The sequence below is a fragment of the Luteimonas sp. A537 genome, assembly GCF_054052065.1.
The window spans coordinates 99,140-119,087 of record NZ_JBSVRH010000003.1 but is presented as its reverse complement, the minus strand read 5'-3'; the positions used below and the strand labels follow the sequence as shown (position 1 = coordinate 119,087).

Annotated in this window: 15 protein-coding genes; 7 read left to right on the top strand and 8 right to left on the bottom strand. The window is 72.4% G+C overall.

Features of this window, described 5'->3' with window-relative positions; all coding sequences use genetic code 11:
* Nucleotides 1-28: 28 nt before the first annotated feature.
* Nucleotides 29-1,387, bottom strand: a complete 1,359-nt coding sequence (locus tag ACW7GZ_RS08155; protein ID WP_457008724.1) for a sialidase family protein — start codon at nucleotides 1,385-1,387, stop codon at nucleotides 29-31.
* A 39-nt stretch (nucleotides 1,388-1,426) separates the two neighbouring features.
* Between ACW7GZ_RS08155 and ACW7GZ_RS08150 the strand changes: the two genes are divergently transcribed.
* Together ACW7GZ_RS08150 and ACW7GZ_RS08145 are read left to right on the top strand one after the other, a co-directional pair.
* The gene (locus tag ACW7GZ_RS08150; RefSeq protein ID WP_457008722.1) at nucleotides 1,427-1,927 is read left to right on the top strand and encodes a putative signal transducing protein; all 501 of its coding nucleotides are present in this window, start codon (nucleotides 1,427-1,429) and stop codon (nucleotides 1,925-1,927) included.
* Nucleotides 1,928-2,023: 96 nt separating this feature from the next.
* Complete coding sequence (locus tag ACW7GZ_RS08145) at nucleotides 2,024-4,402, top strand: Tex family protein (RefSeq protein WP_457008720.1); 2,379 nt, start codon at nucleotides 2,024-2,026, stop codon at nucleotides 4,400-4,402.
* Nucleotides 4,403-4,446: 44 nt separating this feature from the next.
* Here ACW7GZ_RS08145 and ACW7GZ_RS08140 read toward each other — a convergent pair whose 3' ends face one another.
* Both ACW7GZ_RS08140 and ACW7GZ_RS08135 read right to left on the bottom strand, forming a co-directional pair.
* On the bottom strand, nucleotides 4,447-7,317 hold the full coding sequence (locus tag ACW7GZ_RS08140; protein ID WP_457008718.1) for a diguanylate cyclase: 2,871 nt from the start codon (nucleotides 7,315-7,317) through the stop codon (nucleotides 4,447-4,449).
* Nucleotides 7,318-7,485: 168 nt separating this feature from the next.
* Nucleotides 7,486-8,436 (bottom strand): cation diffusion facilitator family transporter, encoded by a 951-nt coding sequence (locus ACW7GZ_RS08135; RefSeq protein WP_457004170.1) that lies wholly within the window; start codon nucleotides 8,434-8,436, stop codon nucleotides 7,486-7,488.
* Between the two features lie 171 nt (nucleotides 8,437-8,607).
* Here ACW7GZ_RS08135 and ACW7GZ_RS08130 point away from each other — a divergent pair, with 171 nt between their 5' ends.
* Together ACW7GZ_RS08130 and ACW7GZ_RS08125 are read left to right on the top strand one after the other, a co-directional pair.
* Nucleotides 8,608-8,790, top strand: a complete 183-nt coding sequence (locus ACW7GZ_RS08130; RefSeq protein ID WP_457004168.1) for an oxidoreductase-like domain-containing protein — start codon at nucleotides 8,608-8,610, stop codon at nucleotides 8,788-8,790.
* Between the two features lie 37 nt (nucleotides 8,791-8,827).
* Nucleotides 8,828-10,051, top strand: coding sequence for an FAD-dependent oxidoreductase (locus ACW7GZ_RS08125; protein WP_457004166.1), 1,224 nt, complete (start codon nucleotides 8,828-8,830; stop codon nucleotides 10,049-10,051).
* A 7-nt stretch (nucleotides 10,052-10,058) separates the two neighbouring features.
* Here ACW7GZ_RS08125 and mnmG read toward each other — a convergent pair whose 3' ends face one another.
* Both mnmG and ACW7GZ_RS08115 read right to left on the bottom strand, forming a co-directional pair.
* Nucleotides 10,059-11,948: a tRNA uridine-5-carboxymethylaminomethyl(34) synthesis enzyme MnmG gene (mnmG, locus tag ACW7GZ_RS08120; RefSeq protein WP_457008716.1), complete on the bottom strand. Its 1,890-nt coding sequence runs from the start codon at nucleotides 11,946-11,948 to the stop codon at nucleotides 10,059-10,061.
* Nucleotides 11,949-12,351: 403 nt separating this feature from the next.
* Entirely contained in the window at nucleotides 12,352-13,116 is a 765-nt protein-coding gene (locus ACW7GZ_RS08115; RefSeq protein ID WP_457008714.1) for a hypothetical protein, read from the bottom strand.
* A gap of 262 nt (nucleotides 13,117-13,378) precedes the next feature.
* Between ACW7GZ_RS08115 and ACW7GZ_RS08110 the strand changes: the two genes are divergently transcribed.
* Nucleotides 13,379-14,002 (top strand): YdcF family protein, encoded by a 624-nt coding sequence (locus ACW7GZ_RS08110; RefSeq protein WP_457008712.1) that lies wholly within the window; start codon nucleotides 13,379-13,381, stop codon nucleotides 14,000-14,002.
* Nucleotides 14,003-14,008: 6 nt separating this feature from the next.
* Here the strand turns inward: ACW7GZ_RS08110 and ACW7GZ_RS08105 are convergent, their stop codons facing one another.
* The 3 genes from ACW7GZ_RS08105 to bioH all read right to left on the bottom strand — a co-directional run bounded on the left by ACW7GZ_RS08105 (nucleotide 14,009) and on the right by bioH (nucleotide 16,517).
* Nucleotides 14,009-14,593, bottom strand: a complete 585-nt coding sequence (locus ACW7GZ_RS08105; RefSeq protein WP_457008710.1) for a hypothetical protein — start codon at nucleotides 14,591-14,593, stop codon at nucleotides 14,009-14,011.
* A gap of 188 nt (nucleotides 14,594-14,781) precedes the next feature.
* Nucleotides 14,782-15,678 carry a malonyl-ACP O-methyltransferase BioC gene (gene bioC, locus ACW7GZ_RS08100; RefSeq protein ID WP_457008708.1) on the bottom strand — a complete coding sequence of 299 codons (897 nt, stop codon included), beginning with the start codon at nucleotides 15,676-15,678 and terminating at the stop codon, nucleotides 14,782-14,784.
* A complete protein-coding gene (bioH, locus tag ACW7GZ_RS08095; RefSeq protein ID WP_457004734.1) occupies nucleotides 15,675-16,517 on the bottom strand; it encodes a pimeloyl-ACP methyl ester esterase BioH in 843 nt (280 codons plus the stop codon). The genes bioC and bioH overlap by 4 nt, the downstream gene beginning before the upstream one ends.
* A gap of 277 nt (nucleotides 16,518-16,794) precedes the next feature.
* On the opposite strand from bioH, the gene gabT reads away from it, so the two are divergent.
* Together gabT and ACW7GZ_RS08085 are read left to right on the top strand one after the other, a co-directional pair.
* Nucleotides 16,795-18,075 (top strand): 4-aminobutyrate--2-oxoglutarate transaminase, encoded by a 1,281-nt coding sequence (gabT, locus tag ACW7GZ_RS08090; RefSeq protein WP_457008706.1) that lies wholly within the window; start codon nucleotides 16,795-16,797, stop codon nucleotides 18,073-18,075.
* Between the two features lie 7 nt (nucleotides 18,076-18,082).
* On the top strand, nucleotides 18,083-19,882 hold the full coding sequence (locus ACW7GZ_RS08085) for an aminotransferase-like domain-containing protein (RefSeq protein ID WP_457008704.1): 1,800 nt from the start codon (nucleotides 18,083-18,085) through the stop codon (nucleotides 19,880-19,882).
* Nucleotides 19,883-19,948 lie beyond the last annotated feature (66 nt).

Here is a 19,948-nt window from a genome sequence, read left to right as displayed (position 1 = left end):
GGCGCCCGGAGTCAGTTGGCGGCGGCGCTCACGGGCCAGCCGTCGCCGGCACGATCCGGGCGCCGCGCAGGCCGGGCACGCCGTCGTGGACATCCGTCCAGACCACGTGCGCGATGCCGCCGGCCACCGCCAGCTGCGGGAAGCCGGTACCGCGGCCGCGACCGGTGAGGTGCGCAACGCCAATGCGCTCGAACTCCGTGGCCAGGTCCGGCGAGCGCCGCGACAGCCACAGCGATTGGCCACTGCTCTCTTCCCGCAGCCACAGCACCCAGGCCTGGCCGTCGCCGAGCGCGATCGCGACACGCCCCTGCACCGCCTCGCCGCGATCGAGCGTGACCGGTGCGGCGAAGCTGTCACCGGCATCACCGCTGTACGCGATGCGCACCTCGGGCACGTCGCCGTCGGTGGCGGTGTACCAGGCGACCACGGCCGCCTCACCGTCGGCGGCCACTGCGGGGCCGTTGACCGGGCAGGCCGGCATCACCCAGTTGTCGGCGTGCACGGCCTTCGGCGTGGTCCAGGCCTCGCCGTCCAGGCGCGTGGCCAGGATGTCGCGCACTTCACCCTCGGCGCGCCCGCGATAGACCAGCAGCGGACCGCGCGCGGTGACCGCGGCGCTGGTCTGGCAGCAGTCGCAGACGCTGGCGTCGATCTCGACGTCGGCGGCCCGGCGAAGGTGGCCGTCGAAGCTTGCGGCGCGCAGGGTCATCGCAGCCGGTTCTGCAACGGCGGCGCTGGCAGCATTCGTTGCCGCGCCCGTCGTCGCACCGGTTGCCGCGTCGCCGGCTGCGTCCGCTTCGCCGTGGCCCGCGTGCCCGTTGCCGGCAGTGTTGCGGCCGTCCAGCCACGCGATCCCGAGCGTGCTCTGTCCCTGCGGCCACATCGAGACGAAGCCGTGTTCGGTCTGCGTGCCGTCATCGTGCGGACTCACCGGCTCGCTCCAGCTGCGGCCGCCATCGAGCGAGGTGCTCAGCCGGACGTCATAGGCATAGGGCGCGTCGCCGTTCTTCTGCAGCCAGTGTGCCCACAGCGCGCCGTTGGGCGTGGCCATGATGTGCGGCGTGTCGGCCCAGTTGACGAACATGCTGTTGCCCACCGCGATGGTCACCGGTGCCGATTCCCAGCGCGCGCCTGCGAGGTCGTAGCTGGAGAACTGCAGGATGTGGCGGCGCCCTGGCTGCGAATTGGTCCAGGCCAGCAGCAGCTTCCCGCCGTCGACGGCAGCCAGGTCGGGAAGCGCCGAACCGGGCAGCATCGCCGGCAGCGGCCACTCTTCGACCATGCGAGCCGCGGCGGGATCGACCGCGGCAGTGGACGCCGCCGGGACGGGTGCCGGTGCCTCGCCGCCGCATCCGGCGACAAGGCCCAGCACGGCAAGGGTGATCATGGCGATGCGCATCCCGGCAGCGTACCGTAGGGATCGATCATGTTCACCACCGTCGCCGCCTATACCGATCCGATCGAAGCCCAGCTCGCAGCGGGCCTGCTGCAGGCGGAAGGCATTCCCGCGCGCCTGGACGACACCGGCACCGCGATCGCCAACTGGGAGTGGCGGCTGGCGATCGGCGGCATGCGCCTGCGCGTGCCCGATGCGCAGGCCATCCACGCGCGGCGCGTGCTGGCGGCGCTGGACGCCGGTGAATACGCGCTTGATGAGGACGCGCTGGATGAGGGCGCGCTCCACGAGGCGACGCCGGAAGAAGCCCGACATCGCGGTCACGCATTGCAGCCGGGGCGCGATCACGGCCTCGAGGCGAGCCGCGACGGCACCGGCGGCACTGCCGCCCGCGATGCGCGCGACAGGCTGCACCCGCCCGATCGCGAGAGCCTCTCCAGCCGCATCGCCTGGGCGGCGCTGATGCTGCTCGGCCTGCCGCTGCCCTGGCGGCGCCAACGCGACGACGACGCCGTGGTGCGCCGCGCCTGACCCGCGCGCGCCGCGCTGTCAACGGGTTCCGCGCATCGCCATGCGGGGCCACAATCGGCGCCTCCGCGGCCCGTGCCGCCCGATGCAAGACCACTGATGGCTGACCCCAAGACCGCGCTCGCGCGCAAGATCGCCCGGACCATCGCCGACGAGATCGGCGCCCGGCAGACCCAGGTGGAGGCCGCCGTCGGCCTGCTCGACGAGGGCGCGACCGTGCCCTTCATCGCGCGCTACCGCAAGGAAGTCACCGAGGGCCTGGACGACACCCAACTGCGCGACCTTGAAACGCGCCTGGCCTACCTGCGCGAACTCGAAGACCGGCGCGCGGCGATCCTGGCCAGCATCGACGAGCAGGGCAAGCTGACCGACGAACTGCGCGCCGACGTCGAGGCCGCCGACAGCAAGGCGCGCCTGGAAGACCTCTACCTGCCCTACAAGACCAAGCGCCGCACCCGCGCCCAGATCGCGCGCGAGGCCGGGCTCGAGCCGCTGGCCGACGGCCTGCTGGCCGACCCGACGCAGGTGCCGGAGGAGTTCGCGCTGCAGTTCGTCGACGCCGAAAAGGGCGTGGCCGACGCCAAGGCCGCGCTTGAAGGCGCGCGCGCGATCCTGCTCGAGCGCTGGGGCGAGGACGCGAGCCTGGTCGGCGAGCTGCGCGAGTGGCTGGCAGGCTGCGGCGTGATCCGCGCCAAGGTGGCCGAGGGCAAGGAAGCCGCCGGCGAGAAGTTCCGCGACTACTTCGACCACGCCGAGCCGCTGTCGAAGATCCCCTCGCACCGCCTGCTGGCGCTGTTCCGCGGCCGCCGCGAAGAGTTCCTGCAGCTTGAACTGGATCCGGGCACCGACCTCGACGCCGGCAACGCCTACGCCGAGGGCCGCGTCGCGCTGCGGGCCGGCATCCGCAACGAGGGGCGCCCCGCCGATGCCTGGCTGCTCAACGCCTGTCGCCTGGCCTGGCGCGCGAAGCTGCAGCTGCACCTGATGCTCGACCTGTTCGCGCAGGCGCGCGAGAAGGCCGAAGCCGAAGCCATCACCGTGTTCGGCGACAACCTCAAGGATCTGATGCTGGCCGCGCCCGCAGGCCCGAAGGCGGTGCTCGGCATCGACCCGGGCATCCGCACCGGCTGCAAGATCGCGGTCGTCGATGCAACCGGCAAGCTGGTCGCGACCGACACGATCTATCCGCATGAGCCACGCAAGCAGTGGGACCAGTCGCTGCACACGCTGCGCAAGCTGTGCGCCGAGCACGGCGTGCAGCTGATCGCGATCGGCAACGGCACCGCGTCGCGCGAGACCGACCGCCTGGCCGCCGACGTCATGAAGGCCGCGCCCGAGCTGAAGCTGCAGAAGATCGTGGTCAGCGAAGCCGGTGCCTCGGTGTACTCGGCGTCGGAGCTTGCCGCGAAGGAGTTCCCGGGCCTTGACGTGTCGATCCGCGGCGCGGTGTCGATCGCGCGCCGCCTGCAGGATCCGCTGGCCGAACTGGTCAAGATCGAACCCAAGGCGATCGGCGTCGGCCAGTACCAGCACGACGTCGACCAGTATCGCCTCGCGCGCGCGCTCGACGCCCGCGTCGAGGACTGCGTGAACGCGGTCGGCGTGCACGTGAACACCGCTTCGGCGCCGTTGCTGGCGCGCGTGTCCGGGCTGTCGTCGACGGTGGCCGCGAACATCGTCGCCCATCGCGACGCCAACGGCCCCTTCAAGCGCCGCAGGGACCTGCTGAAGGTGCCGCGCCTGGGCGACAAGACCTTCGAGCAGTGCGCCGGCTTCCTGCGCATCGCCGACGGCGACGAGCCGCTGGACGGCTCCGCCGTGCATCCGGAAGCCTATCCGGTGGTCGAGCGCATCGTGGCCGCCACTGGCAAGCCGATCCACGCGCTGGTGGGCGACGCCGGTTTCGTGCGCACGCTGAAGGCGCGCGAGTTCACCGACGAGCGCTTCGGCGAGCCGACCGTGCGCGACATCCTCGCCGAACTTGAAAAGCCCGGCCGCGACCCGCGCCCCGAGTTCAAGGCCGCGGTGTTCGCCGACGGCGTCGAGGACATCAAGGACCTGCGCGAAGGCATGATCCTGGAGGGCGTGGTCAGCAACGTCGCGGCCTTCGGCGCCTTCGTCGACATCGGCGTGCACCAGGACGGCCTGGTCCACATCTCGGCGCTGTCGGACCGCTACGTGAAGGATCCGCGCGAAGTGGTGAAGGCCGGCGACATCGTCAAGGTGAAAGTGCTGGAGGTCGACGTGGCGCGCAAACGCATCGCGCTGACGCGGCGCCTGGACGATACCCAGGCGCCGCGCGAAGAGCGGCAGGAGGCGCGGCGCGATGGCGGTCCACGCGGCAACCGTAGTGGCGGTGGTGGCAACCAGCGCGGCGGCCCGGCACCCCGCGGCGGCGGCGGCAACGCCCCGCGCACCGGCGCGGCGCCGGCCAACAACGCCCTGGCCGACGCCTTCGCCCGCGCCAAGCGCAGCTGAGGGGCACGCGCCCGTCCCCGCGCAGCGCGGGGATTCGGCCCGCCTCAGGCGGCGACGACGCGGTCGCGGCCGCTGCGCTTGGCCTCGTACAGGCGCTCGTCCGCGCGTCGCAGCAGGTCGTCCGGCTGCTCGCCACCGGCGCGTTCCACCAGGCCTGCGCTGATGGTGCACGCCAGGTCGTCGCCGGGCGATGCGACCCGCATCGCGGCGATCTCCATCCGCGCCCGCTCCAGGCGCGGCAGGGCTTCGTCCAGGCCCATGTCGTGGAGCACCACCAGGAACTCCTCGCCGCCGGTCCGCCCCACGAACACCGACGGGTCCCGCAGGGAGTCGCGCAGCCGCGCGCCCACGTGCGCCAGCATCTGGTCGCCGGCCTGGTGCCCGTGGCGGTCGTTGATGGCCTTGAAGCGGTCGACGTCGAGCAGCGCCACGCACAGCGGGCTGCCGGTGGCGGCGGCGCGCGCCACCGCGGACTCCAGGCACAGGTCGCAGGCGCGGCGATTGGGCAGGCCCGTCAGGGCATCGTGGTGGGCCTGGTGGGCGAGCTGCTCCATCAGGTGCTCGCGCTCGCGCGAGGCCTGTTCGAGTTCGGCGTTCTTCTCGCGCAGCTCCTCGGTCCGCTGTGCGACCTTCGACTCCAGCCGCCGCTGGCGCCCGCGCTGGCGGCGACCCAGCCAGGCGTGCGTGCCCGCCAGCAGCAGCGCCAGCAGGCACGCGCCCAGCAGGCGAACCGACGTACGCGCCCACCAGGGCGTCGCAACCCGCAGCTCGACCTGCGCCTGGTTGGCCGGGCGCGACCAGTCGGCCGGTGCGCGCGCCACCTGGACCTCGAAGCGCAGGGTGCCCGCCGGCAGATGGGTGTAGGCCACTTCGCCGGCCGAGCCGGCCTCGATCCAGTCGGCGTCGACGCCCTGCATCCGGTAGCGGTAGCGCAGGCTGTTCGGACTGCGCTGGCTGACGCCGGTGTACTGGATTTGCACGCGCCCGCCGGGCGGGACGTCCGTCGCCGGCGCACCGTCGACCAGGACCCGGTCGATCACCAGCGAAACGTTGCCGGCGGCCGCATCCACGACCCGGGCTGGATCGAAGACCGCGATGCCGGCCGCGGTCGGCATCCACAGTTCGCCGCTGGCCATGCGCCAGCCGGCCGGCGAGCTGCCGCCGTTGGACTGGCGGCTGGGCATGCCGTCGTCGCGGGTGAAGGACTGCATGTCCAGCTGCATCGCATCGCCGCGGTCGATTTCGTCGAACGAGGCACGCGGTATCCGGCTCACGCCCTCGTTGCTGCTGACCCAGAGATTGCCGAAGTCGTCGGAAAGGATCCGGAACAGTGCGCTACCGGTCAGCCCCTGCCGCCGCCCGTAGAGCGTGAAGGCGCCATCGCGGTGGCGCAGCACGCCGCGATCGCTGGCAATCCAGAGCGTGCCGTCGGGATCGGACAGGAAGTCGAAGGCGGACAGGGCCGGAAAATCGACCTGCGGCTCCAGCACCTGCAGGCGGCCATCGGCTCCGCGTCGTGCCAGCCCGCCAAGGAGGCCGATCCACAGCGTGCCGTCGTCGACGTGGTGCAGGGCGCGGACCGGAAGCGTCGGCAGCGTGGGGAAGGGCTGCGCCTCCGCCTGGCCGTCCCGCCAGGCCGTAAGCCCGCGCTCGGTGCCGATCCACAGCGTCCCGTCGGGATCCTCCAGCAGCGCGCGGACATGCTCGGTGGCCAGCGGGCTGCCTTCCGGGACCAGCGCGCGCGCATGCGCCTCGGCACCGGGGTCAAGGTGCATCACGCCGCGGTTGTAGGTGCCCGCCCAGACCCCGCCATCGGAGGCCGGCGCCAGCGACAGCACCGACGCCGACGGCCATCCCGGCCGGGGCATCACGACCTCGACCCGCCCATCGCGGAGGCGGCTCAAGCCGCCGGAATGCCCCACCCAGACCTGGCCGTCGGCCGTCTCCACCAGGCTGCGGACGAAATCGTTGCGCAGGCCCTGCTCCTTGCCCACGCCCCAGACCGGCCCGTCGCCCACGCGGAACAGGCCGTGCGTGGTCCCCATCCAGACCAGCCCCTCGCGCCCTTCGAACAGCGCGCCCGAGGCGAAGCCTTCGATGCCGTGGCGCTGGTCCAGCTGCTGCCATTCGCCCTGCCAGTAGCGCAGCAGCGTGCTGTCGGTGGCCGCGACCCAGAGCGCGCCCTGCCGGTCCTGGATGAGCCCTTCGGCCGCACCGCTGCGCAGCCGCTCCAGGCGATCGCCGCGGAGCCGCCAGACGCCGAGTTCGCCGGCGATCCACAGAGCGCCGTCCTGCGCCTGTCCCAGGCCCCGGATCTCGCCCGCGGGCAGGCCCAGGCGTTCGCCCAGCGCCTCCATGCGCCCTTCGTGCCAGCGGTACAGGCCGTGGCGGTTACCGGCCAGCAGGCTGCCGTCGGCACGGGCCAGCAACACCAGCACATCGAGTGCCGCCAGCGCGTTCCCATCGTCGACGCGGGCGCAGGCGCCGGCCGCGTCGCCCCGGTACAGGCCTTCGCGGGCCACGATCCAGTAGTCACCGTCGATGCCGGGCGCGACGCGCACAGCCTCCAGTCCGGGGACGTCCGGGCAGGCCGGCCGGGCCTGCCCGCCATCGGGCACGCGCATCAGGCCGAGATCGTCGACCAGCACCAGCATGCCGTCCCCGTGGCGCATGATCTGGCGCGACGCCAGGCGCCGGCCATCGGGGTGGTTGAGGTCCTCGACCTCGCGGAAATCGCGCCCGTCGAAGCGCACCGTGCCTTCCCAGGTCGCGACCCACAGGAAGCCGTCGCCGTCCTGGCCGATCGCATGGACCTGGCCGTGGGGCAGGCCGTCGTCCGCATTCCAGCGCGTGACGGCGTAGCGCTCGGTCGGCTGCGCCGGGTCCAGGGCCCGGGCCGGTCCCGGGGCAAGCATGGCCGCCAGCCACGCGCATGCCAGCCCCGCCGCTGCCAGGACTCGCAAAGCTCGCGCTGAAGTGCAGCGCCTGGATGCATCCATGCTTGGCATGCCGTTCAACGTGCCCCTGTCCCACGTCTTCCCGCCAGTGTAACAACTGCCCCCGACGACGACGCCCGCGCTGGCCTACTCCGCCCACTCCGGGTCGGCGGTGAACTCGACCGTCAGCCAGCGGTTGGGCATGTCGCCGCCGATGGCGTCGCTGATCTCCTCGCGCAGCCGGTCCCACGCCTCCACCGTGCGCGCGGGCGAGCCCGGGGGGACGATGAACACCAGCTCGATCTGGCGGCCGCGCCCGACCCGCGCCACGTAGGCGCGGAAATCGACGAAGCCGTGGCGCAGGACCACGTCCCGGGCCACCTCGTCCACATGCTGCTTCAGGTCCGGCGGCGTCACCAGCAGGATGTCGGCCAGCGCCTGGCGAATGGTGCCCAGCGGCATCGGCAGGATCGCCAGGCACACCAGCGCCAGCACCGCCGGATCGATGTAGGGCGTGATCCAGTGCAGGGTCGTGCCTTCCACCAGCCACCCGACCGCGAACGCCACCAGCAGCGCGCCCGCCAGCAGCGCCGACATCAGCCAGCCCTTGGCGTCGAGCGCGACGAAGCCGGAGCGGATGCGCCGGTTGGCGCGCAGCTGGAACAGCCACATGGCGAAGCTCACCGCGGTGGTCGCCGCCGCGTAGGCCATGGCCATGCCGAACTGCAGCTCGCGGCCGCCGGTCATGAACGCGTCCACGGCGTGGATCAGCGCGTAGATCGCGGCGCCGGTCAGCAGCAGCGCATCGACCCCGAGCACGATCGGCTCCAGGTGCCAGAAGCCCATGGTGAAGCGCTCGACCAGCCGCTGGTTGCGCAGGCCGCCCGCGGTCGAACCGGCGATCAGGCGCGCCACCAGCAGGCCGACCATGGTCATGCAGGCATCGATCAGCGAGTACACGCCGTCGAAGACGATCGCGAACGAGCCCGACAGCAGGCCCATGGCGATGCCCAGGCCGGCGAACAGCAGGATCACCATGACCGAGAGGCGCAGCACCCCCTGCTCGGTGTCGACGCGCAGGCGTCCGCGAGGTTCCACGTCGACCACCCTGGTGTTGCTCCCTTGTCGTGATGTGCGGGCGCGTCGGGCCGGCGCAGTACATGGCCAGCCCTGGTCCGATCCTCCCCGGGCCAGGCGCGGCTGACAAGCTGAACGTGGTTCCGGTCGACGCGTGCAACGCGGGCGGCGCGGATGGGACAATGGCGCGTGATGAGCCAGATCCTGCACACCATCGACAACGATCCGCGCCCGACGCCCCCCGAGGCGCCCTTGCCCAGCGACTGCTGCGACAGCGGCTGCGATCCCTGCGTCAACGATTCCTACGCCGAAGAATTGCAGTACTACCGCGAGCAGCTGGCCAAGTGGCTGGAACGCCACCCCGGCGCGAAGTAGCCCAAGGGCGGCGCTCCAGGCCCTAGACTGCACACCCATGCGCATCGCCATCATCGGCTACGGCACCGCCGGCCAGGCCAGCGCCGTGCAGCTCACCCGCGACGGCCACGACGTCACCGTCTTCGAACGCGTACCGCGTCCGGGGCCGGTGGGCGCGGGCTTCCTGCTGCAGCCCAGCGGCCTGCAGGAGCTGTGGCGGATGGGCCTGCTGGACGAGGTGCTGGCCCATGGCGCCCGCGTCGACCGCCTCTTCGGCGACACGCCCTGCGGACGTGCGGTGATGGACATGCGCTACGCCGGACTCGACGACCGCCTGTACGGCGTCGGCCTGCAGCGCGGCGCGCTGTTCTCGATCCTCGCGCGCGCCTGGCCCGAGCGCGCCGCGCGGCTGCAGGCCGGCTGCGACATCGTTTCGGTGGATCCGGACCGCGGCCTGCTGCGCGACGCCGGCGGCTGCGAACACGGCCCGTTCGACCTGGTGGTGGTCGCCGATGGCGCCGCCTCGCAGCTGCGCGGCACCGTCGACCGGCCGCGGGTCGACCGGCCGTATCCATGGGGCGCGCTGTGGTGCCTGCTGCCGGCCGGCGCCTGGCCGCACGTGGCCGAGCTGCGCCAGCGCTACGTGGCCGCGCGCAAGATGATCGGGCTGCTGCCCGTCGGCCACTGCACGGTGGACCCGACGCGCAAGCTGAGCTTCTTCTGGAGCCTGCGCACGGATGCGTTCGGGGACTGGGAGCGCGCCGGCCTGGACGCCTGGCACGACGAACTGCAGCAGCTGTGGCCGGAGGCGTCCGATGTCCTGGGCGGGATCACCGGTGCCGCGCAGCTGGCCCCGGCGCGCTACCGCGACACCACCATGCGCCGCCTGCACCAGGGCCGCGTGGTGCTGGTGGGCGACGCCGCCCACGCCATGAGCCCGCAGCTCGGCCAAGGCGTGAACATGGCGCTGATGGACGCGCGCGCGCTGGCTGCTGCGCTGGGCCGCGAGGCCTCGCTAGCCGCCGCCCTGGACGCGTACCAGCGCGAACGCAGCCGGCACGTCTGGATCTACCAGATGTGGAGCCGCTGGCTGACCCCGCTGTTCCAGTCCGGGCACGACACCGTGGCCCGGCTGCGGGACGCGGCGTTCCTGCCGATGGGGCGCATGCCCGGCGGCCGTACGCAGATGCTGCGGGTGCTGACGGGGACGCGTTCGGGACTGTTCGGCACGCTCGGGCTGGACGATGCATTCGTCGCGGCGGCAACGGCCGGGACGGACTGAAGACCCCTCAGGCCGCGGCGATGCGCCGCGCGCGCTCCAGATGCACCAGCAGCAGCGAGATCGCCGCCGGGGTCATGCCCGGGATGCGCTGCGCCTGGCCGATGGTCTGCGGCCGCACCTGCTCCAGCTTCTGGCGCAGCTCGGCCGACAGCCCGCGCACGGCGGCATAGTCGAAGCCGTCGCCGATCACCGCGCCTTCGCTGCGCTGCTGGCGTGCGATCTCCTCGCGCTGGCGCTCGAGGTAGCCGGAGTACTTGGCTTCGATCTCGACCTGTTCGGCGACCGCGGGATCGTCCACCGCGGGACCGAACGACGGCACCGCGGCGAGCTTCGCGTAGCCAAGCTCCGGCCGGCGCAGCAGGTCCAGGCCGCTGCACTCGCGGCTGATGTCGATGCCCAGCACTGCGGACGCGTCGCGCCCCGCGGCGTTGTTCGGCGAGGCCCACAAGGCGCCAAGCCGCTGCGTCTCCGCGGCCACCGCATCGCGCTTGCGCGCGAACCCGTCCCAGCGCGCGTCGTCGACCAGGCCCAGCTCGCGGCCCACCGGCGTCAGCCGCAGGTCGGCGTTGTCCTCGCGCAGCTGCAGGCGGTACTCGGCGCGCGAGGTGAACATGCGGTAGGGCTCGACGGTGCCGTGGGTGATGAGGTCGTCCACCAGAACGCCGATGTAGGCCTGGTCGCGGCGCGGCGCGAAACCTTCGTGGCCCTGCACCGCGCGCGCGGCATTGGCGCCCGCCAGCAGGCCCTGCGCCGCGGCCTCTTCGTATCCGGTGGTGCCGTTGATCTGGCCGGCGAAGTACAGCCCGGCCACGGCCTTGGTCTCCAGCGTGGCCTTCAGGCCGCGCGGGTCGAAGAAGTCGTATTCGATCGCATAGCCCGGCCGGGTGATGTGCGCGCGCTCGAAGCCCTGCACCGAGCGCACCAGCTCCAGCTGCACGTCGAAGGGCAGCGAGGTCGAGATGCCGTTGGGATAGATCTCGGCCACGCCCAGGCCTTCCGGCTCGACGAACACCTGGTGGCTCGCCTTTTCGGCGAAGCGCACCACCTTGTCCTCGATCGACGGGCAGTAGCGCGGCCCGGTGCCCTCGATCTGCCCCGAGTACAGCGGCGAGCGGTGCAGCGCGCCGCGGATGATGTCGTGCGTGCGCTGCGTGGTCTGGGTGATCCAGCACGAGACCTGACGCGGATGGTCGGCGTGCGAACCCATGAACGAGAACACCGGGCGCGGATCGTCGCCGGGCTGCTCGACCATCACCGAGTAGTCGAGGCTGCGGCCGTCGATGCGCGGCGGCGTGCCGGTCTTCAGCCGGTCGACCACGAAGGGGCCTTCGCGCAGGCGTTCGGCCAGGCGCACCGAGGGCGGATCACCCATGCGACCGCCGGCGTGCTGCGCTTCACCGACGTGGATGCGGCCAGCCAGGAACGTCCCCGCGGTCAGGACCACCGCCGGCGCCTCGAAGCGCAGGCCGGTGTTGGTGATGGCGCCACGCACCGCGCCGCCCTCGATCACCAGGTCGTCGACCGCGGCCTGGAACACGCTCAGGTTCGGCTGTGCTTCCACCGCGCTGCGGATGAAGGCCCGGTACAGCGCGCGATCGGCCTGGCAGCGCGTGGCGCGCACCGCGGGGCCCTTGGACGCATTGAGTCGCCGCCACTGGATGCCGGCGGCATCGGCGGCGCGCGCCATGACGCCGCCCAGCGCATCGATCTCGCGCACGAGGTGGCCCTTGCCGATGCCGCCAATCGCGGGATTGCAGCTCATGGCACCGATGGTCTCGATGCTGTGGGTCAGCAGCAGCGTGCGCGCACCCGCACGCGCGGCGGCCAGCGCGGCTTCGGTGCCGGCGTGGCCGCCGCCGATGACGATGACGTCGTGGCGGTGGAAGTTGTGATCCATATCGCAATTATGGCGCTTGGAGGCGGACGGGCATCGACCGCCGGGAAAGTTGGCACGCTACCTGCGTCCGATACAGGCGCACCCGGGATGGCAATCGCCCAGGGGGCGTGGCCGGAGATTGGAACAGGGCTGGCCAAGCGCATCCAGGGGAAGCGAAGGGGCCGAACGTCGGGGGACGTTCGGCCCCGTTTTTTTCCCGGGCTCCGGGCGGCGCATTGCGCCTTGTCTGGAGCCGACCCCCGGCGGGAGCGGAACAGGGGGGATCCGGGATCCCCCGCCGGGTGTCGACATTGGTCACCCCGTATTACGTCAGGAAGCGACGCAACCGGTCAGTCGGCCCTAGCTTGCGACGACTGGCGTCCGTGCGCAAGCGCAAAAGCGCCGATTGCGGCATCCCGTCGCGCTACTCCTCCCGTACCCGGGTCCGCGCGGCTTCAGGCGACCGCCTTGAAGGGGCCGAGCGCGGCGTTGCCGGGCGTGACGGTGCAACCTGCGGCATCGGGCGCGCGGGCGCGGGCCGCGCATGTGCCGGTGACGACACCCGCGGCGTGGCGGAACGAGGTGCCGATGTCCGTGGCGTCGCCGGCAACGGAGCCGATACGCGGGACGGCGTGGTTCTTGCCGGTGCGGCCCGACCCGGCATCGCGCGCGAAGGGGTGGACATCCGCACGGGGCCATTGCCACCGCGCGGCGGTGCCACCGGCCGCCGGTTCTCACGCAGCTCGCGCAGACGGTCGCGCGGACGCGCCGCGGTGTCCGCACCCGGCACCTGCTGTGGAGGCAGGGGCCGGCTCATCGGCGGAGCGCCGTCGTCACGCGGGGGACGGTTGTGGTTCGGCGGGCGGTGCGGACGGTGCGGGCGGTAATACCCGGGCCAACCGTAGCCGTAACGGGAATACCCGCTGTACCAGGGATAGCTCCAGGATCCGTACAGCCCGCCGTAGTATCCGCGGGCCCGGTAGTACCCGGGCGCACCGTAGGCGGGGCCGCCGTAGTAACCGGAACCGTAGCCATACCCGCCGTAGGGCGCGTAATAGCCGTCGTCGTAGTACGACGAATCGCCGTAGTAGTAGTCACCGTAGCCGTAGCCGGCGTAATCGCTGTAGCCATAGCCCGTGGCGCAGCCGGTCAACAGGGCCACGGCGAGGACGATGAGGATCTTGCGCATGTCGCTTCCCCCCCAAGGGTGAGTGCCACCACAGGGTCGGCCCCGGCCATTGAACAGGGCCTGACCCCGGGTTGACGGGCGTCGGTGCTGAACCATGCGTTCAACTCCGCTAGTCTGGACCCATGTCTCCCGCCGTGGCCATTCCCGACGACATCCTGGCCGCCGCGGCCCGGGCCGCTCCACCCATGCGCGCCATCCCGGCACCGGGCTCCGCCGCCCGCGACGGCTTGCGCGCGGGCCTCGACGCAGCGCGGTGGGTCGCATGAGGCGCCGCAGGCGCCACGACCAGGGGCGGCGGCCGCGCCGGGGACTGCGCTGGCTGTTCCGGCTCGCGCTGGTGGCCACGCTCTGGCTGCTCGGGGTGGCGGCGTGGATCGTCCACGTCGGCAGCCGCGACCAGGCCGGCCCCGCCGATGCCATCGTGGTCCTGGGTGCGGCGGCCTACGACACCCGGCCTTCACCGGTATTCACCGAACGCATCCGCCACGGCATCGATCTGTACGAACAGGGGCATGCGCCGGTACTGGTGTTCACCGGCGGCTACGGCGACGGAGCACGTTTTTCCGAATCACAGGTCGCGCGCACCTTCGCGCTCCGCGCCGGCGTGCCCGAGCAGGCGATCCTGATCGAGACCCTGTCGCGGACCACCTGGCAGAACCTGGCACGCAGTCGCGACCTGCTGTCCGACCACGGCCTGCAGCGCGTGATCGTGGTCAGCGACCCGCTGCACATGGCGCGCGCGCTGCGCCTGACCCGCCAGCTGGGCATCGACGCCGTCGGTTCGCCGACGCCGAGCACCCGCTTCCGCAGCTTCCGCACGCAGTGGCGCTTCCTGGCGCGCGAGGTCTACTTCTTCCATCGCGACCTGGTGGTCTCGCCCGACTGACCGGCCTCAGCGCGGATCGCCGACCAGGGTCAGGCCTTCGCGCAGCAGCCAGCGCGTGGCCGCGGCACGATCGGCCTGCGGCAGGCCGTCAAGCACGCCCACGAGCCAGCGGAACGAGCGGCAGCGCGCCTCGCGGCTGGCCTCGTCAGTGCCCTCGCTGGCCATGCCGAACATGAAGCCCTCATGCAGGAAGGTGGCGCTGACCGCGGCCGACTTCAGCACCTGGCGAGCGTGCTCCGGGTCATAGGGCTGCACCTGGCCCTGCAGGCCGGTCATCGCGATGTCGGTGAAGGCCAGGGCGAAGCGTTCACGGCTGGCGTCATCGAGGCGGTCGACGGCGCGCTGGAAGGCGGCCACGTCACGCGCGGCGCCGGGATCGAACAGCGCGCACAGGGCGCCGGACTCGGTGTCGGAGCGCGAACTGGCGTGGACGGCCTTGAACAGGCGGTCGATGGCCGGATCGGGTGCGCGCAGCAGGACTTCGTCGCCCAGCGACAGCACCGCGGCGGGATCGAGCTGCGACAGGTCGATCGAATAGCGCTGCGCGGACACCGGCAGCGCGACGCAGGTCCCAAGAAGGATGGCGCACATGGCAGGCACCGCACGCAGCGAGCGCCGGCGCGGATGCCGGCGCGGGGACAGCGGCGGGCGTGCCGGGATGGCCGGGCTGCGGAGAGCGGGACCGGCAGGGAGAGGCTGAGGGACGACAGTCGGCATGGCGCGAGTGTAAGCAGCGGCATGCAGCGCTGGATGAACCGTGGCCGCCGCGCGCGCGCGCCTCAACCCCGGCGTCGGCGCACCGGGATGCCCGATGCGGGGAAGCGCGCCACGTCCTCGCCGCCTTCGCGGATCGGCTGGCCGTGCGCTGGCGCCCAGGCCATCGCGGTGATGGTTTCCCAGGTGGCGGGCAGCAGGCCGTCGTCGCCGCGCCACTGCTCGTAGGCGGCCCGTGCGGCAACGAAGCGTCCGCGGCCGGTCAGCGCGCGGCGCCTGGTGGCCAGGGCATTGGTGGCGCCGAGTTCGCGCAGTCCGCGCATCAGCCCGGCCATCTCGGCGTGGCCGTGCACATCGAGGTCGCGATCGAGCACGGGATCGCGGAAGCCGGCGCGCATCAGCGCATCGCCGAACTCGGCGATGCCGGCGAACGGCGACACGTGCGCGGCTTCCTGGTCGGCCTCGGCGAAGGCCGCGCGCAGCTCGTGCAGGGTGCCGGGGCCGAAGGTCGAGCACAGCAGCATCCCGCCGGGGCGCAACACGCGGCGGAAGCCGGCGAACAGCGCGTCCAGGTCCTCGACCCACTGCAGGCACAGGTTGCTGAAGATCAGGTCGACGCTGTCGTCGGCCAGCGGCAGCGCGCGCGCGTCGGCGCAGATGCGGTCGATCGGGCGCTGCAGCGGGTTCCAGCCGCGCTTGGGCGCGACCTGGCGCAGCATCGGCAGGGCGAGGTCGATCGCGACCACGCGCGCCTTCGGCCAGCGCTGGCGCAGCGCGACCGCGGCGGTACCGGGGCCGCTGCCGAGGTCGACGATGTCCGCCGGCGCCTGCTCGCCGAGGTATTCCAGCGATTCCAGCAGGCGCGACTCGACCTCGCGCTGCAGGTCGGCGGCGGCGGAGTAGCTGCCGGCCGCGCGCGAGAAGGCGCGGCGGACCTGCTGGCGGTCGAAGATGTGGTTCATGCGGTCCCCGCCTGTGTGTCGACGGGCACGGCCGCCGCGTCGAGTCGCGCCCGTGCGAGGAAACCGGCGATCGCGTCGGCGACCTCGTCGGCATGGGTCAGGAACGGCGCGTGGCCGCCGTGTTCGATCTGGACGAACCCGGCACCGGGGGCGCGTTCGGCTGCGGCGCGCATGGCGCGCGGATCAACCACGCGGTCGCGGCGGCCGGCGATCCAGAGGCTGGGCACCTCGAGCATCGGCAGCAGCGGCCGCTGGTCGATTTCATGCAGCAGGTCGAGTCCCCGCGCGAGTGCTGCAGCTGGCGGCTCGCCGCGCGCGAACACCTCGCTGCGCAGCGCACGCAGTTCGCCACGGGGGTCGTCGGAGCCGAAGGCTTCCAGCGCGATGAAGCGTTCGAGCGTGCCGTGGTAGTCGCTGCGCAGGCCTTCGGCGAAGCCGGCAAAGATTTCGGGTGACATGCCGTAGCGGCCTGTGTCGTCGATCGCGGATGTAGCCGCGATTCCCGCAGCATCGCGCACGAAGCGCGGCGCCGAACACACCATCACCAGTCCTGGAACCAGTTCGGGCCGCGTTGCCGCTGCGCGCAGGGCGAACATGCCGCCCAGCGACCAGCCCAGCCACGGCGCCACCGGCACGCGCGCGGCCACGGCCTCGACCACGGCCTCCGGCTCCAGCGGCACCGCGCTGTCGCGGCTGCGGCCGTGGCCCGGCAGGTCGACCAGGTGCAGCTCGAAGCGATCGGCCAGGCGTTCGACCAGAGGCGCGAACACGCCGCCGTGCATCGCCCAGCCGTGTAGCAGCACCAGCGGCGCGCCGCGGCCGCGGACGTCGATGTGCAGGCTGGCGGTCACGTGGCCGCCGGCGTCTGGTGGAGCAACTGGCGGCGCGATTTGCGGGCATCGCGGGGGGCGGGCATGGGGGCTTTTCCGGCTGGAATCGACGCGGTGGACCGGGAAGTCTGGAAACCGCGCTCCCCACTGTCAACCAAAGCCACCCCGCGGCGGTTGACGACAACCCCGCACGCCGCGACTCTGGCCCCATCAACTGTCATTCACTGGCCCTATGACCACCCCCGCGGCCCTCGCAGTCTGGCCCCATCACCAAGGAGCCCAGACCGTGACCGACAACCAAGACCTGCTGCAGCGGCGCGCCACCGCGATCCCGCGCGGCGTGGCCACCGCGATGCCCAACTTCGCCGCCCGCGCCGAGAACGCCGAGCTGTGGGACACCGAGGGCCGGCGCCTGGTCGATTTCGCCGGCGGCATCGCCGTGCTCAACGTCGGCCACCGCCATCCGAAAGTGATGGCCGCGGTGCAGGAGCAGCTGGGCCTCTACACCCACACCGCCTTCCAGGTGATGGCCTACGAGCCCTACGTGGCGCTGGCCGAACGCCTGAACGCGCTGGCCCCGATCGACGGCCCGGCCAAGACCATCCTGTTCTCGACCGGCGCCGAGGCGGTGGAGAACGCGGTCAAGATCGCCCGCGCCGCGACCCGCCGGCATGCGGTGATCGCCTTCTCCGGCGGCTTCCATGGCCGCAGCTTCATGGCCATGGCGATGACCGGCAAGACCGTGCCTTACAAGCGCGGCTTCGGGCCGATGCCGGGCGGCGTGTTCCACCTGCCGTTCCCGTCCGCGCACAAGGGCAGCACGGTGGCGCAGAGCCTCGAAGCGCTGGACGCGCTGTTCCGCACCGACGTGTCGCCGGACGAAGTGGCGGCGATCGTCATCGAGCCGGTGCAGGGCGAGGGCGGCTTCCTGCCCGCGCCCACCGAGCTGCTGGTCGCGCTTCGGGCGATCGCCGACGAGCACGGCATCGTCCTGGTCGCCGACGAGGTGCAGACCGGGTTCGCGCGCACCGGCCGCATGTTCGGCATCGAGCACAGCGGCGTGCGCCCGGACCTGATCGTGGTCGCCAAGTCGCTGGCCGGCGGCTTCCCGCTGTCGGGCGTGACCGGTCGCGCCGAACTGATGGATGCGGCCGAGCCCGGCGGGCTGGGCGGCACCTATGCCGGCTCGCCAATCGCCTGCGCCGCCGCGCTGGCGGTGCTGGACGTGATCGAGGACGAGGCGCTGCTGGAGCGCGCGCGCGCGTTGGGTGCACGCGTGGAAGAACGCCTCGCGGCCTTCGCGGCACGCGACGACCTGAGGCCGATCGGCAACGTCCGCGGCCTCGGCTCGATGCTCGCCTTCGACCTGCTGGCCAGGCGTGGCGCAGCCGAGCCCGACCCCGCGGCCACGCGCGCCGTGCTGCAGCGCGCGCATGCGCTGGGCCTGGTGCTGCTGGGCTGCGGCAACCTCGGCGAATCGATCCGCCTGCTGTACCCGCTGACCATTCCCGACGCGGTATTCGACGAGGGCATGGCGCTGCTGGAAGAGGCCCTGAAGGCCGACTAGGAGCGCGATGAGCAACGAACCCGGCACCACCGAGCTGCTGTCGATCACCCTGGACCCGGGCAGCCCCCTGAGCCTGCAGCAGCAGCTGCGGCAACAGGTGATCGACGCCATCCACCGCGGTGCGCTGCGCCCGGGGCGGCGGCTGCCGTCGTCGCGCCTGCTGGCCGAGCGCATCGGCGTTTCGCGCAACACCGTCAGCCTGGCCTATGACGCGCTGATCGCCGAAGGCCACCTCGCCAGCCGGCCGCGCAGCGGGCTGTTCGTATCGGCCGGCGCGCCGGGCTCGGCGGTGGGACGCGCGGCGCGCGGGATCGCGCCGGTGTCGCCGCTGTCGCTGCGCATGCGCCCGGCGTCGGACGAAGCCGGCTTCCGCTGCCCGCAGCACTGGCACCGCTATCCCTATCCTTTCATCGACGGGCGCGTGGATGCGGAACTGGCGCCGGTGGCCGAGTGGAGCGAGGCGATCCGCCTGGCCGGCTCGCGCCATGAAGTAGTGCAGTGGCCGCTGGAGGCCGGCAGCCGCGACGATTCGATGCTCGTCGAGGAGATGCGCGGCAAGGTGCTGCCGATGCGCGGCATCGAAGCCGGCACCGACGAGGTGCTGGTGACGTTGTCCGGCCGCCAGGCGCTGCAGATCGCCGGCGAGATCCTGGTCCGGCGCGGCACGCCGGTGGTGCTGGAGCGGCCGACCGACCCTGAACTCGAGCGCCGCCTGCGCCGGCGCAACGTCGAGGTCTCGATCCTGGACCCGGCCCTGCGCACGCCGCTGCCGCAGGGCGCGGTGGTGGTCACCAGCGCGCGCCACGGCATCGCCGCCGGCTCCGACTGGCCGCAAAGGCTGCTCAAGCGGGTGGCCGAGGCCGATGGCCTCCTGATCGAACAGGATGTGCCGGCGGGCGTGCAGGACGGCGGCCGCGTGGCACCGGCGCTGCGCGCGCTCGACCAGGAGGGGCGCGTGGTCTACGTCGGCAGCCTGGCGCCCTCGGCGTCCTGCGGCGAACCCCCCGGGGTGCTGGTGGCGCCGGCGGTCTTCATCGAGCGTGCGCGCCGCATCCGCCGCCACCAGGGCGCCGTTCCGCCGCGCGTGCTGCAGCGGGCCTGGGCCTATTTCATCGGCCTGGGGCACTACTCGGCGTCGCTGGTGCGCGCCGGCCGCATTCTCGCCGAGCGCCGCACCGCTCTGCGCGACGCGCTCAACCACTACCTGCACGAACTGGTGGTCATCGAGACCTCGCCCGGCGCAAGCGCCTACCGCGTCAGCCTGGGCGTGGACATGGATGCGCACGAACTGGCGCGGCAGGCGGCCCTGGTCGGCGTGCTGGTCGAGCCGCTGCGCTATGCCGACGGCCGCGAAGCGCTGTGCATGGGCGTGACCGGAGTGCCGGCCGACCGCATCCGCGAGGGCGTGCGCAGCCTCGCGCGCCTGGTACGCGGTGATCTGGCACCGGCCTCGCGCCGCCTCGACGACGAACCCGGCGCGCCGCTTGACGACAAGGCCCTGCGACGGCTGATGGCCGGCAGCAGCCTGCTTTACAGCACCGTCTACGGCGAGCCGTGCACGCTGGAGATCCACGCCGAAGGCGGGCTGTCGGGCACCGCCGGCTACACCGACGAAGACCGCGACCAGGGCCACTGGTGGATCGAGGACGGCCGCTGGTACCGCCAGTGGCGCTCCTGGGCCTATGGCGAAGCCTCGGGTTTCACCGTGCTGCTGGATGGCGACCAGGTGCGCTTCTACGGCGAAGACCGCCTGCTGGTGGACACCGCCCTGCTGACGCGCAAACCGGGCACGCGCCGGCGCAAGTAGACGCACTGGCCCTACCGCTTGACCCCAACTGGATCTAAGCGCGGACGCGAAGGCAGGCCACCGTCG